Source organism: Paenibacillus sp. S25, assembly GCF_019454085.1.
GTDB lineage: Bacteria > Bacillota > Bacilli > Paenibacillales > Paenibacillaceae > Paenibacillus > Paenibacillus polymyxa_B.
Map to the genome: position 1 here is coordinate 141,836 of NZ_CP073683.1, position 21,596 is coordinate 163,431.

At 46.5% G+C, this 21,596-nt stretch carries 21 protein-coding genes; 12 read left to right on the forward strand and 9 right to left on the reverse strand.

The features are described from left to right. Positions 1-104 precede the first annotated feature (104 nt). Positions 105-611, forward strand: a complete 507-nt coding sequence (locus KAI37_RS00560) for a YwhD family protein (RefSeq protein WP_220030541.1) — start codon at positions 105-107, stop codon at positions 609-611. Positions 612-791: 180 nt separating this feature from the next. Further along, positions 792-1,343 (forward strand): NAD(P)H-dependent oxidoreductase, encoded by a 552-nt coding sequence (locus KAI37_RS00565; RefSeq protein ID WP_220030542.1) that lies wholly within the window; start codon positions 792-794, stop codon positions 1,341-1,343. Positions 1,344-1,353: 10 nt separating this feature from the next. Here KAI37_RS00565 and KAI37_RS00570 read toward each other — a convergent pair whose 3' ends face one another. Further along, positions 1,354-1,713: a winged helix-turn-helix transcriptional regulator gene (locus tag KAI37_RS00570; protein WP_071639050.1), complete on the reverse strand. Its 360-nt coding sequence runs from the start codon at positions 1,711-1,713 to the stop codon at positions 1,354-1,356. 300 nt (positions 1,714-2,013) lie between these two features. Here KAI37_RS00570 and KAI37_RS00575 point away from each other — a divergent pair, with 300 nt between their 5' ends. Beyond that, the gene (locus tag KAI37_RS00575; protein WP_025723771.1) at positions 2,014-2,520 is read left to right on the forward strand and encodes a PTS sugar transporter subunit IIA; all 507 of its coding nucleotides are present in this window, start codon (positions 2,014-2,016) and stop codon (positions 2,518-2,520) included. 99 nt (positions 2,521-2,619) lie between these two features. Here the strand turns inward: KAI37_RS00575 and KAI37_RS00580 are convergent, their stop codons facing one another. Beyond that, entirely contained in the window at positions 2,620-3,369 is a 750-nt protein-coding gene (locus KAI37_RS00580) for an MBL fold metallo-hydrolase (protein ID WP_071639051.1), read from the reverse strand. Between the two features lie 141 nt (positions 3,370-3,510). Between KAI37_RS00580 and KAI37_RS00585 the strand changes: the two genes are divergently transcribed. Beyond that, positions 3,511-4,056 (forward strand): histidine phosphatase family protein, encoded by a 546-nt coding sequence (locus KAI37_RS00585; RefSeq protein WP_076294632.1) that lies wholly within the window; start codon positions 3,511-3,513, stop codon positions 4,054-4,056. Between the two features lie 57 nt (positions 4,057-4,113). Beyond that, positions 4,114-4,479: a YunG family protein gene (locus KAI37_RS00590; RefSeq protein ID WP_220031419.1), complete on the forward strand. Its 366-nt coding sequence runs from the start codon at positions 4,114-4,116 to the stop codon at positions 4,477-4,479. Positions 4,480-4,549: 70 nt separating this feature from the next. Here the strand turns inward: KAI37_RS00590 and KAI37_RS00595 are convergent, their stop codons facing one another. Together KAI37_RS00595 and KAI37_RS00600 are read right to left on the reverse strand one after the other, a co-directional pair. Next, a complete protein-coding gene (locus KAI37_RS00595) occupies positions 4,550-5,362 on the reverse strand; it encodes a pentapeptide repeat-containing protein (RefSeq protein ID WP_220030543.1) in 813 nt (270 codons plus the stop codon). A 118-nt stretch (positions 5,363-5,480) separates the two neighbouring features. Further along, positions 5,481-5,873, reverse strand: a complete 393-nt coding sequence (locus KAI37_RS00600; RefSeq protein ID WP_220030544.1) for a VOC family protein — start codon at positions 5,871-5,873, stop codon at positions 5,481-5,483. Positions 5,874-5,992: 119 nt separating this feature from the next. Here KAI37_RS00600 and KAI37_RS00605 point away from each other — a divergent pair, with 119 nt between their 5' ends. Further along, entirely contained in the window at positions 5,993-7,042 is a 1,050-nt protein-coding gene (locus KAI37_RS00605) for a hypothetical protein (protein WP_076294633.1), read from the forward strand. Positions 7,043-7,177: 135 nt separating this feature from the next. Beyond that, positions 7,178-7,642, forward strand: coding sequence for a hypothetical protein (locus KAI37_RS00610; protein WP_028542587.1), 465 nt, complete (start codon positions 7,178-7,180; stop codon positions 7,640-7,642). A gap of 144 nt (positions 7,643-7,786) precedes the next feature. Here the strand turns inward: KAI37_RS00610 and KAI37_RS00615 are convergent, their stop codons facing one another. Continuing rightward, on the reverse strand, positions 7,787-9,844 hold the full coding sequence (locus KAI37_RS00615) for a transglycosylase domain-containing protein (protein WP_220031420.1): 2,058 nt from the start codon (positions 9,842-9,844) through the stop codon (positions 7,787-7,789). A gap of 282 nt (positions 9,845-10,126) precedes the next feature. Here KAI37_RS00615 and speE point away from each other — a divergent pair, with 282 nt between their 5' ends. Both speE and KAI37_RS00625 read left to right on the forward strand, forming a co-directional pair. Continuing rightward, positions 10,127-10,954, forward strand: coding sequence for a polyamine aminopropyltransferase (gene speE, locus KAI37_RS00620; RefSeq protein ID WP_053324352.1), 828 nt, complete (start codon positions 10,127-10,129; stop codon positions 10,952-10,954). A 268-nt stretch (positions 10,955-11,222) separates the two neighbouring features. Next, the gene (locus tag KAI37_RS00625) at positions 11,223-12,515 is read left to right on the forward strand and encodes an MFS transporter (RefSeq protein ID WP_071639058.1); all 1,293 of its coding nucleotides are present in this window, start codon (positions 11,223-11,225) and stop codon (positions 12,513-12,515) included. A gap of 188 nt (positions 12,516-12,703) precedes the next feature. Here KAI37_RS00625 and KAI37_RS00630 read toward each other — a convergent pair whose 3' ends face one another. Both KAI37_RS00630 and KAI37_RS00635 read right to left on the reverse strand, forming a co-directional pair. Further along, entirely contained in the window at positions 12,704-14,443 is a 1,740-nt protein-coding gene (locus KAI37_RS00630; RefSeq protein WP_220030545.1) for an ABC transporter ATP-binding protein, read from the reverse strand. Continuing rightward, the gene (locus KAI37_RS00635; protein WP_071559511.1) at positions 14,440-16,194 is read right to left on the reverse strand and encodes an ABC transporter ATP-binding protein; all 1,755 of its coding nucleotides are present in this window, start codon (positions 16,192-16,194) and stop codon (positions 14,440-14,442) included. Before KAI37_RS00635 ends, KAI37_RS00630 begins: the two co-directional genes overlap by 4 nt. A gap of 154 nt (positions 16,195-16,348) precedes the next feature. On the opposite strand from KAI37_RS00635, the gene KAI37_RS00640 reads away from it, so the two are divergent. The 3 genes from KAI37_RS00640 (at position 16,349) to argS (ending at position 19,448) form a co-directional block, all read left to right on the forward strand. Beyond that, on the forward strand, positions 16,349-17,239 hold the full coding sequence (locus tag KAI37_RS00640; protein ID WP_028542580.1) for a LysR family transcriptional regulator: 891 nt from the start codon (positions 16,349-16,351) through the stop codon (positions 17,237-17,239). 92 nt (positions 17,240-17,331) lie between these two features. Further along, on the forward strand, positions 17,332-17,766 hold the full coding sequence (locus KAI37_RS00645) for a YwiB family protein (protein ID WP_013308207.1): 435 nt from the start codon (positions 17,332-17,334) through the stop codon (positions 17,764-17,766). Between the two features lie 2 nt (positions 17,767-17,768). Beyond that, positions 17,769-19,448, forward strand: coding sequence for an arginine--tRNA ligase (gene argS / locus KAI37_RS00650; RefSeq protein WP_071639060.1), 1,680 nt, complete (start codon positions 17,769-17,771; stop codon positions 19,446-19,448). 111 nt (positions 19,449-19,559) lie between these two features. On the opposite strand, the gene KAI37_RS00655 is transcribed toward argS, so the two are convergent. After that, positions 19,560-20,420, reverse strand: coding sequence for a hypothetical protein (locus tag KAI37_RS00655; RefSeq protein ID WP_220030546.1), 861 nt, complete (start codon positions 20,418-20,420; stop codon positions 19,560-19,562). Between the two features lie 126 nt (positions 20,421-20,546). Continuing rightward, complete coding sequence (locus KAI37_RS00660) at positions 20,547-21,440, reverse strand: LysR family transcriptional regulator (protein WP_071639062.1); 894 nt, start codon at positions 21,438-21,440, stop codon at positions 20,547-20,549. Positions 21,441-21,596 lie beyond the last annotated feature (156 nt).

Sequence of the window (21,596 nt, forward strand, 5' to 3'; positions counted from 1 at the left end):
ACAAGCATCTACAGCATGTATATGTTTGCTTTCAGGAGATTATTAGTTAAAATATTTATAGTGTAGAATGAGTGTGAAGACGGAAAATGGAGGTCTAGTGACGCATGAGTGAAAATCAGCCGGACGGCAAAAAACAGATTGCACTGAACATTGTCAGTGGCAAGAGCAAACATAAGGGTTTCGGCGCAGGCTCAATCGACCTGAACAGCATGTCCCCGGTCATTATTGACCGAGGAGAGGCGAAAATTGATATCGGTGCCATGCATGCCAAAAGTAAAGTAGAACGTGGTATCAAGTTCTCTACGAATAAAGAGGATGTACCGAACGGACGCCAGGTATGGCTCGTATGGGTAGCCGTGGATCGTACGTCCGAAGGACGTATGTACGGCGGTGCCACCGCCTGCGAGATGCTGATTGACGACGAAGCCAAACGCGGCTGGAAAATCCTCGCCGATCACGTCAACCGTATGGATTACGCGCTCAAGCGTCGTTTCATGCTGGATGATCTCGGCAGCGAAGATAGAGCAGCGCTTAGAAGCCTGCTAATTTCGCATAACGAGGAATGGTGGGACGCTTCGCCTGAGGAATTGAAGCAGGCGCTGGAAGGATAGGCCCAGCGTTAACGCAGCAATAATATTGTAAAAAAGCAGCCACTTCTGTGGGCTGCTTTTTTTATTTATCTGAGTTGACACTAACCTTTTAGTAAGTAGTTGTCCTGAAAGTGCATACTTACATATTTGTAGCGCTCACTTTATACTCAAAAATAAATAATACTTAAGGAGGACAATTCTTTGAAAACTCTTGTTATCGTTACACATCCAAGCATCGAGGCATCTGTCATAAATAGGCGATGGGTAGAAGAGCTCAAAAAATATCCAGAAAAGTATACTATCCACGAATTGCATAAGGTTTACCCTGACGGGAACATTGATGTGGAAAAAGAGCAGCACTTCATTGAATCACATAGCAATCTTATTTTACAGTTTCCTGTTTATTGGTTTAACAGTCCGCCTCTCCTAAAAAAATGGCTTGACGATGTTTTTGCTTATGGTTGGGCTCATGGTTCAAATGGAGGTGACAAATTAAAGAATCGTAAGGTTGCTTTAGCAGTATCTGCCGGAAGTAAAAAAGAAGATTATAGTGAAGAAGGAAGATATCGCTATACACTTGAGCAGCTATTATCTCCTTTTGAAACAACCTTCCTATATTGCAATGCAAATTACCGTTCGTTCTTTGCGTTTTATGGTACAGAAAAACAGTCTGGCGAAAATGAGATGGGTACGTCCGAAAGCGAATTGGAGAAAAGCGCACGAGATTATTTGAATTTTATTGACAGCCTGTAATAGGAATTGCCTATTGCCGTCCGTCCTCCAGAGCTGGCAAACCATTTTCCTCTCCCCACTCGCACATCATATTTAACAATGGAATGAGAGAAAGACCGCGTTCAGATAATGAATATTCAACCTTTGGAGGTATTTGGGGGAATTCCTTGCGTATGATAAGTCCATCTGCCTCTAGCTCTTTTAACATGATGCTTAGTGTTTTGAAGGAAATGGTACCGATACTTCGCTTCAGCTCGTTATGTCGCATAACCTTATTTTCAAAAAGCCAATATATAATGATCATTTTATATTTACCGCTTATTAAGGACAACGTATATCCAAAGCCAGTGTCTTTTAGGACCACGCCAGACGGAACACAGGGTTCACTCATAAATTACACTCTCCTTTAGGTAAGTATATAATATGAATGTGCATACTTTACAACTGATCATTATGCAATTTTAGTGAAAGGATGTAAAGTATGCTCGCTATAAAATGTTTCTGTATCTTTAATTGGAGTGATTTTAGAAACGGAGAGCATCTTGACATTCTGGAAAGGCACTCACTATAATTCAGATAGAAATCGCTTCCACTCTTCTTTTTATTCTTTTGTGGAACCGGTTCCTTAAAAGGTGTAGTTAAGTCCTATTCACTGTTTATGAATGTACTCTCTAAATAAGGTGGCATCGTTATGTTTAAATGGTTGAAAAAGAAGGCGGCTCCTCGTATTGAAGAATTCGACATGGTAGCACCAATCAAAGGAAAAGTGGTTTCCCTTGAAGAGGTTCCAGATCCTGCGTTTTCTACGAAGGCTATGGGGGAAGGCATCGCTATTCATCCGACTGAAGGTAAAGTGACTGCTCCTTTTACGGGTAAAGTCGTCCACGTGATGGAGAAAAGTAAGCATGCTCTGATCATTGAGCATGAATCCGGTGTACAAATCTTGATACATGTCGGGATTAATACAGTTTCCCTCAAAGGACAAGGGTTTAATCCTCACGTTCAAACAGGAGATAACATTAAAGCAGGGCAATTACTGATGGAATTTGATCTAGACGCGATTCAACAGGGTGGATTGCCTGTAATTACTCCGGTAATCGTTCCAGACGGGCAAGAGATGATCAGTCATGTGGAAATCTTGGAAGGAACATCTGCCTCTTCAGAAGTACCCGTATTAAGAGTACACTTAAAAGCCTAGTTCTCATTCAGAAAAGACTAACCAGGAATTCCTGGTTAGTCTTTTCTTTAGATGATTCACTGACCGGTCAAGGATCGGGTATGACCATGTGATCAAAAGCTAGGATTCACATATTTCAGATATCCGCTGATTACAATTGCCTTCGTACAGCCCTCCATGAAAGCAAATCACTTTTTTAATATCATATGGCAGCAGGTTTTTAAGAGATTCTTTGGCCATATTGAAATTACAGCAGTATTGCGGGTCTGGAGCCAATAATTTGCCGCTTACCAAGCGTAGAGCATCTCCTGCAATCAGGGTTTGACTGAATTTATGATAGAAACTTAGGTGTCCTGGTGTATGTCCAGCAGTATCTATAACTACGATCCCCCCACAGAAGGGTAATTCCTCTCCGGCAACGATGGTGGAGTTTACAATAGCCTTTGGGGGATTTTCAAGTGTACGCCGGAATGCGTGTCTCCACTCTACCGGAACGGATTCGGGCATGGCGCTTACAGCTTGATCTATTGCTTCTGGAGTCAGCTTTATAAGCTGTTGTTCTCCCTGTATATAAGGCTTTTCGATAGAACTGGCTAATACTTGAACTGGGGATGAGGAAGCCCGGATTATATCTGCTAAACTGCCGATATGATCAAGATCCTGGTGTGTTATTAATATGGAGGTAAGTTTATGGATTGCTAATCCGGTGCCTAGAATAGCCTCATGTAAAAGTGAGAGTTGCCCGGGGTAAGCCGTATCGACTAAAATCATGTTATCTTCGTCCCACATTAAGGTAGGGTAAATACTCTCTATACTTCCCATGATGTTAGCAGAAACCTGAAGTATGTGTATTCCCTTGTCTAATTGCATCGAATCCCTCCCATAAGAGTTGATGTAATACAAAGGAATCGTATCATGAAATCTAAATATGTAAACCTATATTATAACATAAAAATAATTATTTGTAAATATGAGGAATACTACATTTGTGTGACGGTTAGGAGCGATGATGTGAAGAAAATTTACTTTGTCAGACATGCCCAAGCAACCGGACAGGAACCAGATGCCCGACTCACCGATGAAGGTACCCGACAAGCTGAGCAGTTGGCTGATTTTATGGAGAATGTAGGTGTGGAATATATAGTGTCCAGCCCATGGAAACGGGCTGTGCGAACCATTCAGCCCTTGGCTGAGCGTAGACAGTTGCAGGTATATACTGATCCACGTCTTCAGGAACGTGTACTTAGCTGTGAGCATCTGGATCATTGGCTGGACGTGCTGGAGCAGACGTATTTGGACGAGGACTTGAAGCTGGAGGGAGGAGAATCATCTCGTGAAGCAGCAGATCGAGGAATCCAGCTTGTCCAGGAGCTTATAGAGCGGGCGGAGAAAACGGTTATCATTGTAACTCATGGAGCTTTATTATCTCTTCTCATTCGACATTACGATCCGCAGTTTGGTTTTGAGGAGTGGAAAAAACTTTCGAATCCCGACATATATTTGCTAGAACTGAAGAAAGCAGAAGCCAAGATTCACAGAGTGTGGAATACGGGTTGAAATAAATAAAGCACGTTCACCATAAGTGCAGAATGGAATTGAAAGGGGAGGCGCATGTTGAATGCAAACCGTTTTTTAGAATTAGAAAAGGCGTTGTTTCAAGCTTGGTCTTTGGAGTCTAGCTCTAAATGGACAGTAAATAATCCTGCGGCTGGACAATGTGGTGTCACAGCGCTTGTCGTTCAGGACAGGCTTGGCGGCGATATTTTGAGGACTTGGCTGGATAGTGGCTGGCATTATTACAACCGCATTGGTGAGGACATTATAGATTTTACGAGGTCGCAATTTTCAAGCCTTCCTCAGTATCAGGATGTACGGTCCAACCGGGAAGAAGCATTTTCGGACACCAATGCAGAGCAGTATGCAGCCTTAAGTAGGAGGTTAGGGGGATTTCTGAACGAAGGCATTAGGGTCCAACAATAGACCGTTACCTTTGTGGGGGGGCGGTCTATTTCTTTTTCATGTAGGTAAGCAATGTTTCTTTAGAAAAAAACTAATGCAGCCAATGGCCGGGAATACTTAGAGAAGGGGGCAGTTTGGTTTTACAATTGCCCTTAGCCGAATTTAATTGCGCTTGTGTAAGAAAAATACTTCCTTCCAGATTAGCTCCACTTAAATCAGCGTCTCTAAAATCCGCACCGATAAGGTCGGTCATTCTTAGATCAGCTTCTCGCAGATCAGCAGCAATCAGTAAAACTCCTCTCAGGTTGGTACCTCTAAGATTAGCGCCTCTCAAATTGGCCCCGATAAGGTCTCTACTCCTGATTTTTTTACTATATTTATTGTGCTCTATGTTTTTCTTAACTTTTTCTCGTACTAACTCACTTGTCTGTAAAAGTAAATCATTGACTAACGCCCTATGGGTTGGTACATGAAGATCTATGAGTGATTTTGGATCTTGATTCGTAAGCTGCTCGGTTTTCGCCATGGCTTTTTGTAAGTCTGTATAGATGGGATGAGTTTCTTTTAAGTTAAGGGCTTCTTTTAGGTAATAAAGCATTTCATGAAGCTGTTGCATGATGGGAAATATATTGAACATTTCCTCAGCTATTGCCGGATCGTCTCGCCAGCTTTTTCCGTTGTATGTAACTTGGGAAACTTTTTGACCTGCTCCAAAGCAATCATATACCGTACAGCCTCGCAAGCCTTTATTTCTTAGGTTCTTATGAATATCACAACGATAATCCGCATTTAGGTTTTGACAAGGGGTTCCTCCATCCTTATTAAAAGCAAAATCAGCAGATTTTGCATAAGGTAAAGCTACACAGCATAAACCAAAACATTTCTCACAATCTGCACTATACAATAAACACACATCCTTTTACTGGCACCTATTAAACATAATATTACCAAAAAAAGATGGAGCATGGTCTATTGTTTTTCCATAGACTTCTAGAGTCTGCTGGATCGTTTAGAGAAGAAATTTAGTCTTTTGCCAGGTTCAATTGCCATGAGACTCCGTATTTATCTTCAACCCACCCAAATTGTTGGCTTACGGGTGAGGCTTCAAGGGGCATTAAAACTTGGCCTTCCTGAGATAGCTGACCAAACACACGATGAATTTCTTCTTCCGAATCACAAGTGACGAATAGCGATAGAGCTGGGGTAAAAGGATGTTTGTCCTGATGGTTATAGTCTATAGCCATAAAAGTCTGCCCTTTGAGGTTGAATACGGCATGTAACACGTTCCCATCCTCCTGATGAAAAACGCTCATGATACCCGAAGGCTTAAACACAGAGGTATAAAATTGCATGGCTTCTTCTGCTTGACCAGAGAACATGAAAAATGTTGTAATTTTTGGACTGGAATCTTGCATGAGATCAACTCCCTAGACTGGATCGTAGATGATAACATCTTTCCTCTTTTTTAATAGGAATATTCAGCATTAGAGAAGTGCTTCAAGAAGACGCACACACGTGAAAGGAGAAAGACAGGATGATGGACGCGACAGCAAGACTTATTGATATGTTCGGCTCAGGCAAGAAGCTGGACGCCAGCATCATTTCCGCCTATACGGATGTGGTTGCCCGATATGGGACCATGGAGGATGCGTGGGAGTTATACAGGCTTTTTGTAGAAGATCCCCATCATTATATCAGGGGGTTACTCCTCCAGCCGATCATGAGATGCGGGGATGTTACTTTGGCGCAGGATATGTACGAGCGTTACGTTCAAAATCAGGCATCCCCAGAACATATACCTGACGGTGTGCTGTATGCTCTAGGTTATTTGGGTTATGTGGAGGCTGCTGCTGATCTCGTCGCTTTGGTGAACGGACCGTATGGAGCTGTGTCTGTGGATGCCTGTTTGGGACTGGTACAGCTTCCATGCGAACCGTATCGTGGACAACTGGCGGCTGAATTGGAAAAAGCGCTGGATCAGAATTTGTTTAATGAATTCTTACCTCTGTTAAGCTTCAAATGCACTGCTGAAGATATGATTCCGCGATTGGTACATTGGGGAGAGCAACATGCTTCCGTAGATTGTAATGCAGGAATTATTGCTGGAATAGCATTGTTTGGAGAAGGGCAGAAGGATACGATTCGCTCTATCCTGTGGAATCCGTTTTGGGAGGCTCATGGAACGGCTACAGGTAGTTGTGTGTGGTCTTATTTTGCTATGCAGCATGTAGGGCTAACCTTTAGGGAGCTCGTTCAGGATATAAAAAGCCACGATGCATCCAAAGAAGATGTACAGGTATTGGAATACCGTTTGGACGTGCTATATGAGATGTTGGAACTCAAGCTAAGCTATACAGCCCGACCGATCCGGTTCGCTCGCAGCAATGAGGAATCATTTGGTCAGCTATATAGCGATTTGTTTAGCTGGTCTAACGAACATCACGATGACTCTATTATAGGCTGGATGAATGAACAGTTGGGGGTTGAGCACCGATTGCTGGAACGGTATTATGAGCTAAGGAAACGAGTCGAGATTAAAATGGTGCATGAAATTGAGCTGGAGCATGTTCAGAAAGGGAGTTAATCGTATCAGGAAATAAGAATTTTTGATGTAAAAGCACGAAATAGCGGAGTCTGGCGGCGATATGGGGATTCGCCCAGTCCACGGGCTGATGTCCCGCATAGGATACATCAGCCTAGAACACAAGGAGTGAAACACATGTCTTTACTGCCACAAGTTCCTTTCGGAACGCAACCGGGTACTCCGGGTCCATTCACGCCGTCAGGTCCTTCGATTCCACAATTTCCTGATATGCAGGATTCCTTCCCATCTCCGATAGGTCCGCCACCAGGCCCAGGGCCATTTTCGCCACAGCCGTTCTCACCGCCGCCGCAGGGGCCATTCGGTCCGCAAGGTGGGCAGCAAACTCAAGCACCAACTTCCCCACCACCGCAATTTACGCCACCGAAGCCGCTGGTTTCGGCGTATGCGGTTGACCCTGGAGCCATTTTCGGTTGTTTGTTCCGCAACACGTTTGTATGGCTGACGAACGGAGAGCGTTTCTGGATGTACCCTGTCTTTGTAGGCAGGACATCCGTAGCGGGTTTTCGGTGGAGTGGTCGTTTTTGGTTTTATTATGGTGTAGACACTAACCGTATTGAGTCGTTTAGCTGTTATTGGTAATAGCGCAGCTTTAGGGAAGAGCGGGGCTTAACGGGATGATGGCTGATGGCACTGGCAAGAGAGGTAAATGGGTAAATGAGGTAAGTGAAGCGAAAAAAAGACTGAGAGAGCGCTCGTCGCGTTCTCCCAGTCTTTTTTTTGCTATTAATCCATCCACCAACGCTTAAAATTGCCCCACCACGATTTCTTTTCGGCTTGTCGCTCCGCTTGGTCAGTTGGCGTTGCTGCTGGTGGATTATCTTGCCCCGACAGCGTCTCCTTTGGCTCCGTGCCGCTGACGAATACCTCCAGCCGCTTGTCCGGGCTGTCCGGTGCAGCCAGCTTGCCGCTGGCCGGATCAATATAAGCGCTGACTACGCCGTCAGGGATAGGGAAGATTTTGGGCGGCACATTCTCCAGCGCTTTCTCCGTATATTGCGCAAAAATCGGAGCCGCCCGTCGGGCATCCTGTGTGCTGATGGCCTTGCCCTTGTCATAGCCGACCCAGACAGCGGTGGACAGCTCAGGGGTAAAGCCGACCATCCACGCATCGGTGTTGGTCGTGCCGCTCTTGCCGGCAACCGGGCGCTTGATCAGCTTCGCGACCCGGTTGCCAGTGCCGCCTTCTTCGAACACGCCTTCCATGAGGCGAGTGAGGACGTAGGCGGAGGCGGGCTTCACCACCTGCACGGGCGCGGCTTGGGGCGCTTCGTACAACGACCGCCCGGCCGCATCGGTGATGCGCAGCACTGCCACCGGAGCCACCTTTTGCCCGCCGCTGCCGATGACCGAGAAGGCCGAGGCCATCTCGAACGGGCTGACGGGCGACACGCCCAGCGCCAGCGAAGGTACGGGCTTGAGCTCGCTTGTAATGCCCATTTTGCTGGCGAGGTCCATGACCTTATCCGTTCCCACCTTCAAAATGGTGCTAACGGCATAGATATTATCGGACGCCGCAATTGCGCGCCGAAGATCTATTTCACCCAAATATTTGTCTCCAAAATTTTTGGGCTTATAGGTCTTGCGATTGTTATCGTAGTGGAACAACGTCGGTCGGCTTTCGAACTTGGACGTACTCGTCAATTCGCCGGAATCCAACGCGCTCAGATACATAATCGGCTTGAAAGCGGAGCCTGGCTGCCGGGTTGTGGCCAGCGCATGATTATATTGATTCCCGACATAGTTCGTTCCGCCGACCATGGCCTTGACATGTCCGTTGCGCGGGTCCATGGAGATTAACGCGGTTTCCAGTCCGTTGCTGCTCTTCATGCCTTCGTTTACAGCCGCCTCGGCTGCTTGCTGCATGTGCATGTCCAGCGTGGTATAAATGCTCAGGCCACCATGCTCAAGCACCCCTTCGCTAATCCCAAGCTGATGAGTCGCCAGCTGGCGGACGTAATCGCGGAACCAGGGAGCGGCTTCCACTGTCCGGCGCTGGCTCTCGGGCCGCAGGGCCAGCATTTCCTCATAGGCCTTGGTGGCTTCGGCCGGAGTAATTTTGCCGGTGAGCGCCATGGAGTCCAGTACAATTTTCTGCCGATCCTTTGCATTTTTCATATGATTATACGGTGAATAGTAGGTCGGTCCTTTCGGAATACCTGCTAACAGGGCGCTTTCGGCCAAATCCAGATCCTTTGCAGATTTACCGAAATACATTTGCGAAGCCGCTTCAATGCCATAGGCGCCGTGACCATAGTAAATTTCGTTCAAATACATTTGCAGCAGCTCATTCTTGGTGTACTTCATTTCAAGCTGTGCGGTATAGATGGCCTCCTTGGCCTTGCGCGTCCATGTTTTCTCATGAGATAAGTACAGATTGCGTGCAAGCTGCTGAGTCAGCGTGCTGGCCCCTTGCGACATATCCCAGCGGGTCAGATTAACGATTACCGCCCGGCCCAGACCTTTGAAATCAAAGCCAAAATGATCGTAAAACTTCCGATCTTCCACAGCCAGGGTAGCTACAATTAAATCGGGTGAAATGTGATCAAGCTGGACCGGAATGGATTCTTTGCCTCCGGCAGAGAAAGTAGCGATGACTTGTCCCTGACTATCTAGCAGACGTGAATTCCGATCCGTATCCGCGAGCGGAAGGCTGGTCGTGTACAAATAGGCGAGCAGGATGCAGGCGGTGATGACCGTCAGAATAGTGAGAGACATCAGTCCTTGAAAGCATCGAAGCCAAAGCGGTTTACGCTTGGGGGATCGCCCGGTTGTATCGGTCATCATGCCACCTCCTTCCATAGTTGATGTTCTCAGTATAGTCAATCCGAAAGCGTCTATTCATCAGATACACACACGTGTCTATTTTAAACAAGATTAAATCTCCAAATTGCTTTTGCAGTCCATTCAGGTATCACTTATAATGCAAAAAGTGTGAAATTCCAATGCGTTTGGTACAATAAATATAGCAAACTCGGCGTTTGCGTGTTGCTGATATAAGGAAAGTCAACGTTTATGCTACCGGATTGCCGGACACATACTTTGATCAGAAAGAAGGTTGGAATGATGGACTTGTGGTTTACGGAGAAGCAGACTCCCTCTTTCGGCATTACAGCAAAAATCAAACAAACCTACGTCTCTGAGAAAACAGATTTTCAGGATCTGGCTATGATCGAGACTGAGGAATTCGGCAATATGCTTGTTCTGGATGGCATGGTGATGACAACGGTTAAGGATGAATTTGTGTATCACGAAATGGTAGCACATCCGGCCTTGAATACACATCCGAATCCGAAAAAAGTTTTGGTTGTGGGCGGTGGCGATGGCGGCGTTATTCGTGAGGTCATCAAGCACCCTGAAGTGGAAAAGGCTGTATTGGTTGAAATCGACGGTAAGGTGATTGAATATTCCAAAAAATATTTGCCTGAAATCGCAGGAAAGCTGGACGAGCCTAATGTAGAAGTGCTGGTCAATGACGGATACATGCACATTATTGAACACAAAAATGAATACGACGTCATTATGGTCGATTCGACGGAGCCGGTAGGTCCGGCAGCCCCGCTGTTCGAGCGCGGGTTTTACCAAGGTATTTTTGAAGCGTTGAAGGAAGACGGCATTTTCGTTGCGCAAACGGATAATCCTTGGTTCAAGGCAGACCTGATTCAGAAGGTCAACAAAGATGTGAAGGAAATTTTCCCGATTGTGCGTGTGTATGGTGCGAACATTCCGACCTATCCGAGTGGTCTTTGGACATTCACGTTGGGTAGTAAGAAGTATGATCCGCTCGAAGTAGACGAGACCCGAATTCCAGAGATGGACACCCGATATTACAGTCCGCGTCTACACAAAGCGGCGTTTGTACTACCTAAATTCGTGGAAGATTTAACGAAATAAACATTTTAAGAAGCGCCTTAGTGGTCTTTATTGCCTGTTTCTGGGTGGGAAAGAGCGCTATAGGCGCTTTTTTGTGTTGGATAAGATTTGAAAAAGGCTATGAAAGCATACTGGACACCGGATTTCCTTTTAAGATAAAAGAAGGAAATTTAAGGGTGTGCGTAGAATATACAAAAAACCAGACATTTAACAGATTTGTAATGTCAACAGGGACGGTTTGGTTGTGAAATACATAAATCGGCGATGTACCAAAGAGGGGGAAACTTTTTTGATCAGACGCTCTTTTTATTACCTGTGGGGGTCTCAGACGATCTCCAACGTAGCAGATATCATCTACATGCTGAGTGTAGTGGTATTGGTGTTCAGTTCAAGTAATTCCTTAATGACGACTATTTTAATCCCGTTGTTCCGATTGTCTGCCCAAGTGCTTAGTGGGCTCGTTGCACCGATCGTCCTTGGCCGATTTCGGCTGACGCGCGTGTTGCTATTTTCCCAGTTTGGGCAGTTTGTCATTTTTACGCTGTTGCTGCTTTATTTGTGGATCGTACCTGAGCAGAGGTCGTTTCTATTTATTTTTGTGATGGTGTTTGGTATGTCTTTTCTGGATGGCTGGACCAATCCTGCGCGTAATGCGCTTGTACCTCGTTTGGCTACGGGTGAAGGGCTAATGCGGGCCAACGGCATGGTAGCGGTCAGTGATCAGGTGGTCAAGTGTGCAGGCTGGGCGTTGAGCGGAATTATTGTGGCTTGGCTGGGTTCCCTGAATACGCTTGTGATCGCATCCTGTTGTTATCTCGTAGCTGTAACTGTCACGTCCTTCGTCCGTGATCCACTGGATCAGAAGGAATTAAGTCTTGAAGCTTCGGATTCCTCGACAAATCTAGTAGAACCTGCAAAGGGAAAGGAAAAAGGCTCCCATTGGAAAGAGCTTGGGGAAGGCTGGAAAATCATTTGGCACAACCGTCGTATACGTTCTCTGATGATCGTCGATAGTGTGGATAGTATTGGGGGTGTCTCTTGGCTCGGCGTATTTATTTTGGCGTACGTCAGCCAAGTGCTGCATCGGGATGCAAGCTGGTGGGGCTTTATGAATGCGTCCTTTTTCTCGGGCACGATTTTGGGTGGATTGATTGTCGTTGGCTTGGTCAAGCGATTGCAAAAGAACAGCTTTTTGTACATGCTCGGAGCGTTGCTGGTGTATGTACTGATTACAATTGTATTTGCGCTGAATACAATCCCCGTTGCTGCACTTATTCTTTTTGCTGTATCAGGCTTACCTGTTCAAATGGCTGGTATCATTCGCCGTACCTTGCTGCAAACCAGTGCACCGGCAGCCCAGCTGCCCAAAGTGATGGCGGGAATTGATGTGCTTACCAATCTCGCTTTCGGCCTGTCCTTGTTATTCATGGGCTGGTATGCAGACCGTTTTGGTATGGTGCAGGTGTATTTGTTGGCTGCGATTATGACGACCATTGCTATCTTGATCGGCTGGTTGTATCGCAGGGATTTTCAGGAAAGTGAGCAAATGGACCATCCAACCGCTACGGGCGCTGGCATTTGAGTTTTGTTTCGTCTAGGCAGGGAATGTTTCATTCGATGAATTACATAAGCAAGATATAATCCAAAAGGCTGCCGAGAGAAGATCCGGCGGCCTTTTGCTGGAGATGCGCGTTCTTTGTTTCTTCCTGTGTCACTACAAAAAAAGCCGATTGCATAAGAGCAACCGACTTTTCCCCTCAACCCGCAGTGTTAGGCTGTAGTGAACTGACTGTTATAGAGCGAGGCATAATGGCCGCCGCTGGCAAGCAGTCCCTCATGGGTACCGCTTTCGACGACATCGCCGTTTTTCATGTATAAAATCAAATCCGCTTCACGGATGGTCGATAGTCTGTGGGCGATCACAAAGCTGGTGCGTCCGGCAATCATTTTCATAAATGCTTTTTGGATACGCGCTTCTGTCAGGGTGTCTATGCTGCTGGTCGCTTCATCCAGGATCAGCATAGGTGGATCGACGAGGATCACTCTCGCGATAGTGAGCAGCTGTTTTTGGCCTTGCGACAGGCTGTCGCCTGACCCGCTGATGACCGTATCGTAGCCATGAGGCAGTCGTTTGATGAAGCTATGCGCATTGGCAGCTGTTGCAGCCGCGATGACTTCTTCGTCCGTGGCCTCCGGCTTTCCGTAAGCGATATTATCCCGAATGGTCCCGCTGAACAGCCATGTATCTTGAAGCACCATACCGAAGTTAGTCCGCAGGCTGTCCCGGCTCATGTCGTTGATATTCACCCCGTCGATGGATATCGAGCCGCTGTCCACATCGTAAAACCGCATGAGCAGATTGACGAGTGTGGTTTTACCAGCTCCGGTCTGCCCGACAATGGCCACACGAGTGCCTGGCTTAACCTCCAGACTAAAGTTCGTAATGAGCGTACGTTCCGGGTTATAGGAGAATTTGACATGATCAAAAAGAATCGTGCCTTTGCTGCGCTCCAGCTGTATGGCGTTCGATTTTTCCGGCTGCTCAGGCGGTGAGTCTAAAATCGCAAATATGCGCTGAGCAGAAGCCGTAGCTGCCTGGAACTGGGTCAGCACACCCGTAATTTCATTAAAGGGCTTGGCGAACAAATTAGTATAAATCAGAAAGCTCGACAATCCGCCTACCGAGATCCCACCCAAAATAATGGAGATACAGCCAATCATGGCGGTGACTGAAAAAGTCATGTTGTTTACCAATCGGGTGGAGGGGTTGGACAATGATCCGTAAAACTGCGATTTCACCCCGGCTTGATACAATTGTTCGTTTCTGGCGGAAAATTCCTCAAGCGAGCGGTTTTCATAATGAAAAGCGGTAACTACCCGTTGTCCGCCAATCATTTCTTCCACGTAACCATTCAGGCTTCCTAAAATTTTGGCCTGTTCGCGGAACATACGCTGTGACCTTGTAGTAATGAACCGTGCCACACCGTATGTGATCGGGGCAGACACCAATACGACCAACGTCATTATCGGACTGATATACAGCATGAGTACAATGGAGCCTATAATCGTAATGATCCCGGTAATCAGTGTGGAAAAGCCTTGCAGCAATCCATCCGACACAGCATCCATATCATTCACAAAACGGCTAATGCTGTCTCCTTGCGGATGAGTGTCATGAAAGCTTAACGGAAGGATATTAAAATGATCAAATAACTCCCGCCGCATATCATTTACGGTCTGAAAAGCAATCCGGTTCGTCAAATACGTGAGCAGCCAGCTAAATAGACTGCCTACAACATATACAATGCCTAATCCAGCTAAAATCTGTGCAATACCTTTAAAATCCACTGCTCCCTTATTCACCATATGGTCGATAGCTTGACCAATCATGTAGGGTCCGATCAGACTGGCAAGCACGCTGAGAAACGCACTGACGATGACCCAAAATGTTGTTTTTTTATATCGACCTACATAGGTTAACAATCTTCTCCAGGTTTCCTTGCCACTCATTGGTCTACCTCCTGTGTTGAGAGCTGGGAATGATTAATTTCCTGATACACATCTGAGCTGCTCATCAACTGTTCATGTGTGCCGATACCGACAATCCGCCCCTCATCAAACACAATTATTTTATCAGCATGCTGTACGCTGCTTACTCGTTGCGAGACCAGCAGGACGGTCATGCTGGTGCTATTTTCCCGTAGCGATTTACGGAGGGCAGCATCGGTAGCAAAATCAAGTGCGCTTGAGGAGTCATCCAAAATGAGAATTTGCGGATTGCCGACAATAGCTCTGGCAATGGTAAGTCGCTGCTTTTGTCCTCCCGACAGATTAAGCCCCCCTCGGGTGATCGGAGCATCGAATTTCTCCGGCAAGTTGGATATGAACTCATCTGCTTGCGCGATTGCTGCGGCTTGAGCGACTTCCTCATCGGTGGCGTGTTCATGCCCCCAACGGATATTATCCGCTATAGTTCCAGTGAACAGCAGCGCCTTCTGAGGAACAATACCGATTTTCTGCCGCAATTGCTCCAGCTTATACTGCCGTACGTCAATGCCATCAACCTCTATACGACCTTCTACTACATCGTAGAAGCGGGGAATGAGATTCACAAAGGTAGATTTCCCCGAACCTGTTCCTCCGATGATGCCGACCGTTTCACCGGGATAGATGTTTACCACTACATCGCTAAGTGCCAGTTGCCCTGTCGTATTGTATCCAAAGGAGACATGATCAAAAGAGATAGCTGGTACAGCGCCATGCTCAGTTGTTCCCTCCCTGTCTATAGGTGTAGAAGTAGCAGCAGTGTCGGAAATCGAAGCTTGCGTGTCTAGGACCTCCTGAATCCGCGCTGCTGAAGTAGCAGCCTTGGTGAACAAAATAATTAAATTGGTCACCACAATCAGAGCCAGTAAAATTTGCGTAATGTAATTAATAAAGGCAATAATCTCCCCTTGTGTAAGAGATCCATATTGGATATGGATACCGCCGATCCACAGGATTGCAATAATTGCTCCGTTTACCACCAGTAAGGTGGCAGGGCTTAGCAAAGCAGAAATACGTCCGACACGAATAGCGGTCTGAGTCAGATCATCTGAAGCAGTGTTGAATTTAACTCGTTCAGCTCCTCTTTTGGCAAATGCGCGTATGACCCGTACGCCTGTAAGATTTTCGCTTAGCACCAGGGCGATTTTATCCAATTTTTTCTGATACCGACGATACAGTGGTGAAGCCTTCGTAATGACCACATATAGGATCAAAGCCAGAACTGGTGTAGCCGCCAACAGCACCAAAGCCAGGCGGAAATCCAGAATCATTGACATGATAATAGCCCCGATACAAATAAAAGGAGCACGAATGACCAGACGAATCAGCATCGCTACAGCCGTTTGGAGCTGATTAACATCATTCGTAATCCGGTTAATGAGCGAGGGCGTACCGAACTTATCGAGGTCAGCATAAGAAAACGATGAAATATGCTTAAACATCGTATTGCGCAGCGTAGTTCCGAATCCTTGAGAGGCACGAGCTGCGTAAAACTGACACACTAATGAACTGCCAAAGCCCAGTATAGTCATGAGTAACATCAAAAGACCCATCTGCCAAACATAATGGGTGTCTCCTTTACCTACGCCATGATTGATCATTAAAGCAACCATAGTAGGTAGCAATAGTTCCAAGATGGCCTCAATCAATTTAAACAGAGGCCCAAGAATCGTTTCCTTTTTATAGGGTTTCAAAAAAACAGCAAATTTCAGCAAATAAACCATCACCTAACCTAAATAATGTATATAGCCTCATGCCGCAATAGCATAACTGAATTTGATTATGGCATATCCCCAACCATATGAATAATATTTAATATATATTAGAGGTATAGGTTTTACATATATCTAGTACCGGAGGTCCATAAAGATGGAATTGAGACATCTCAAGTATTTTTTGGCGATCGCAGAGGCCGGACAGATTACCGCAGCAGCCAAAAAGCTGCAAATCGCGCAGCCTCCTTTAAGTCAGCAGCTCATGCAGCTAGAGGAAGAGCTTGGTGTAAAGCTCGTGCATCGAGGCTCACGAAGCATCCAATTGACGGAGGCCGGCATCATTTTACAGAACAGGGCTAAGCAGATCTTGGAGCTGACAGATGCCACAACAAGAGAAATAAACGATTTTGCCTTGGGGATGAAGGGTACGCTCACCATTGGAACGGTCTCCTCTTCCGGCGCAGCCCTGATGAAAGACAGGCTTTCCGAATTTCATAAAACCTATGCGGGTGTAAAATTCGAAATTCATGAGGGAAATACCTTCATGATTCTCGATCTTTTGAACAAAGGAATTGTAGAGGTCGGTATCGTCAGAACCCCTTTTAATACCACCGATTTAGGGTGCAGATATGCGTCCTCCGAGCCGATGATAGCAGTGATGACAGAAGAACATGACTGGAACCCCGAACAGAAGACCATCCCGTTGTCTGATTTGAAAAATAGGCCGCTCATCGTATATCGCCGCTTTGAACAATTGATCCACGATACCTGTATGAAGCATGGCTTTGAGCCAAATTTCTTTTGCAAAAACGATGATGCTCGCACCACGCTTCACTGGGCTAATGAAGGACTAGGGATCGGTATGATTTCGCGCTCTGCGTTGTCACTCGGAAGCAATAATCAGTTAATCGTTAAGGAAATTATGTGTGAAGAATTGCATACGCGTGTGGCGGCTGTCTGGCTGAAGGATAAATACATGTCTTCTCTAGCCTCTCGATTCATTGAAAGTTTTAGCCAAGCATCCGATGAAGCTGACTTAAGGTAGCTAAATTTTTTGGATGAAAGCATCTTTTTGTAAAAACTCATTTGAATTGCAATCGGGAACTGGATATAGTAGTACAGTAGGATAGCAATAGAATGGAGTTTGAATACATGCCACATAATGCAAAGGTCCGAATCCGTCTTCATAGTCATCATGACGGAGAAGATGTGGTACAGGAACTTCCCGGAGAAGCGATCGTGCGTGGGAAGCATCTATATATAAGGTACGATGAGCCGCAAGAAAGTCCTGAGGGTGGTACGACACGGAACACAGTCAAAATCGGACCGGATGAGCTAAAGCTGATTCGTCACGGTGAGGTACAATCAGAGCAGTCGTTTGCGCTGGGACGCAGGTTGCCTGGATTTTACCGCTCGCCTTATTTAAACCTGAACATGTCTGCGCATACGCAGAAGCTCGATATTCGGATGGATGGATTCACCGGGCATGTGAGCTGGACCTATGATCTGTACGTATTTGAGGATTTCTCGGGGCATTTTGCCATCAGTTTGCATATACAGGAGGAGCAATAATCATGACAAGCAATCCACTGGAACTTATTAATCAAAAGGTGACTTCAGCAATCGAGGCGGCGGTGCTGGCTACCGGAATCGTGAGCCGCGAAGAGCTGCCGACCATTACGCTGGAGGTGCCAAAGGACAAGTCACACGGTGATTTGGCTACCAACGCTGCGATGCAGCTCACCCGCATTGCGAAGAAGAATCCACGGCAAATCGCTGAAGATTTGATCGCGAATATGGATTTAGCTTCTGCTTCTATTGAAAGTGCGGAAATCGCTGGACCGGGCTTTATTAACTTCCGCCTGAACAAGAGCTACCTTTATGCTGTTATTGGACAAGTGCAGGAGCAGGGGGCAGATTACGGGCGTATACAGGAAGGTGCGGGCAAAAAGGTACAAATCGAGTTTGTCAGCGCCAATCCGACAGGTAGCCTTCACTTAGGTCATGCACGTGGTGCAGCCGTAGGGGATGCTCTTTGCAACGTGCTTGATTTTGCCGGATACAAAGTAACTCGTGAATACTACATTAATGATGCGGGCAACCAGATCTACAACATGAGCCGCTCTATTGAGGCGCGTTATTTGCAGGAGCTGGGACAGCCTGCGGAGATGCCGGAGGATGGTTACCATGGTGAGGACATCATCGGGTTTGCCAAGGAACTGGTGACCGAAAAGGGAGATTCTCTGTTGTCTATGGAACCGGGAGATCGCGCTGCTTATTTCCGTGACTACGGTCTGGAAAAGGAACTGAACAAGATCAAGCGCGATCTGGAACTGTTCCGTGTACCTTTTGACTCCTGGTTCAGCGAAACGTCGCTGTATGAAAACGGTGAAGTGCTTAAAGCGCTGAATGAGCTGCGTGACCGTGAGGAGATTTACGAGAAGGACGGAGCTACATGGCTGAATACGACCAAGTACGGCGACGATAAGGACCGCGTCTTGATCAAAAATGACGGTACATACACGTACCTGACTCCGGATATCGCTTACCATCGCGATAAATATGCTCGTGGGTATGACACGATTATCAACATTTGGGGAGCGGATCACCACGGCTACATTCCACGGATGAAGGCAGCAATGGAAGCACTGGGCAATGACCCGGATAAGCTTAAAGTGCTGATTGCCCAAATGGTCAGCTTGTTCCAAAATGGGGAAAAAGTAAAAATGTCCAAACGTACCGGCAAGGCCGTGACGATGGAAGATCTGATGGAAGAAGTGGGTGTAGACGCGATCCGTTACTTCTTCACGATGCGCAGCATGGATTCGCACCTGGATTTTGACATGGATTTGGCGATTTCCACCTCCAATGAGAATCCAGTATTCTATGTGCAATATGCGCACGCACGTGCATGCAGCGTATATCGTCAAGCCGAAGAGCAAGGTATTGCTGTGCTGCCGTTGGCAGAAGTTGACTTGTCCAAGCTGACGGCTGAGCATGAATACGATCTGTTACGCAAAATCGGCGAGCTGCCGGAAGAAGTATCGATGGCGGCTGCAAACTTTGCACCACACCGTATGATTCGCTATGTCTACGAGCTGGCTTCATTGTTCCACAGCTACTATAAGGCAGAGCGCGTCATCACAGAGGATGCCGCTCAAACGCAGGCACGCTTGGCTTTGTTTGGTGCGGTGCGCACGACCATTGCCAACGTACTGAAGCTGGTGGGCGTGTCTGCACCGGAACGTATGTAAGCAAGCAACTTTAACATCATGACTTTGTAGTCATATAAATAATAATAAAAGGAACCGTTCGTATCACCCTCAACAGGGTGGCGCCTCGGTTCCTTTTTATGTTGGATTAGCTTAGTAGCGTTCCAGTACCAAATTCGTTTTCAGGGAATCGGCGGGAACCAGCCATCCTTTGGATTGCAGCAGGTTCATCAGCTTGGTGCGGTTGCTGGCGGCAACACTGTAATCCGAGGTTTTGAAGGAGATTTCGATAATATTTTCTGTACCTGATCCGTTTGCGCTGCGAATAGGCCATACTTCAACGTTGGCATCCAATCCCTGAAAGCTACCCTCGTATTTACTGACCTGTACAGGACCGCGTACTCTGGAGTTTGCCAAGGTTTGTTTACCCCAATTGCTGTTTTTCCAGTTTTGCAGCTTGCCCGGAAGATTATCCTGCAATTGCTTTAATGCTTGATCTGGGGAAGGCAGAGCCAATCCTTTGGAGGCGTTTGTTTTCTTATCATTGGAAAAGCTTAATGTTTGCTTGCTGTACCCCCAATCCACCTCAGCCTCATAATTATCATCAGATGCGCTGAACCCTTCTTTATTCGCTTGGGTGAGCGCCGCGTCGATATTTCCGTTTGTGACCGTATAGCGCTTTTTGTAGGTTAATTCATAATTCTTTTTGTCCTCTTTTTTGCGAAATCTCACGTTCCAGCCCTCGTCATTCAATTGCAATGAATTTGTATCAAAATACTCGACGCTCAATCGTTGTGCATCGTCGCTAATTTGAAACTCGTTCACGATGCCACTCTTTAATGAGCCATCCGCATTGAGGACCTGAGCCGTATCCAGTAGCAGCTTCACCTCATAGCTTGGTGTGGCATTGGCGGCAGCTTGTACCGGTTCTGCTCCTCTCCATCCTGTTACGAGCAGCACTGCACTCAGAGTTACTACCGACATCAATTTGGTGATACGAAGGCCTGTTTTCATTTCATCCTCTCCTGTTCGTCCGAATAGGTTACACGCTACACTTTACGGGTGTATTGTCAGTCGTATGTCAAAGCAAGAGGGTACTCCGGTTAAAAAATTACATAATTTCTATATGACAGGTAAGATTTAATCTTGGTTCCATGATAAATATTCGGTGAATCTGTGAATGAGCGCCGAGCGATGGCGGTCTTTGTTGCTGACCATATAGATGTACCGCTCAACAGACTGCCCCGGAATAGGTCTTACAACCAGTAAGCCCCGCTCAACCTCTGACTGAACGGCAATGCGAGAGACAAAGGAGATGTGTTCTCCCAGCATAACCGCCTGTTTGATGGCTTCCAGTGAATCCAACTCCAGATAGGAAGGAAGTCGCCGACTCCCACGCTCCAGCCATTTGTCGGTCACGTGGCGTGTGCTGGATTCCTTGCCATGTAATACGAAGGAGGAAGAAGCGATAAGCTCGGTTGTCAAATTGGTTTCGTTGGCGAGCGGATGAGTGGGTGAGCAGATGAGCATCAGCTCATCTTCGCCCAAAGATTCGGAGAGTAGCGTTGGGGATTGAAACGGCTCTGCCGAAATGATGCCAAGGTCAATTTCGTGGCGAGCGAGCATGTCCTTGATGACGGGCGCTGTTTTCACGGACAAGGCGATGTGAATGCCCGGATGCTCACGGGCAAAGCGGTGCAGCACAGCAGGAAGCAGGTAGGTAGCGGGTACATAGCTTGCGCCAATACGTATACTTCCCCGCTGGAGCGTATCGAACTCGCGGACGACTCGCTCAGCTTCAGCAGCCAGTGCATTAATTTTAGTGGCATAGTGCAGCAACGCATTTCCAGCATCGGTCAGGATGATTTTGCCCATACGTGTGTCAAACAGCTTTACTCCGAATTCACGCTCCAGATTTTTCATATGAAAAGTAACGGTTGGTTGCTTTAGGCCAAGAAGCTCGGCGACCGTGGTAATTTTATGGTGCTTATTCAGCAGCTCTACAATATGTAACTTTAGAAGACTTAAATTCACTTAGAATGCCTCGCTTTCAGGTTAATCGAACAATCATGCCTATTTCTTTGGGGAGCAGCATCAATCCCCTCTATATAGATTAAATCTATGAGTGTTAACACAATTCATTGAAATAATTAATTTTGTTTTAACTTTCCAATAACACAGGTTGCGAAT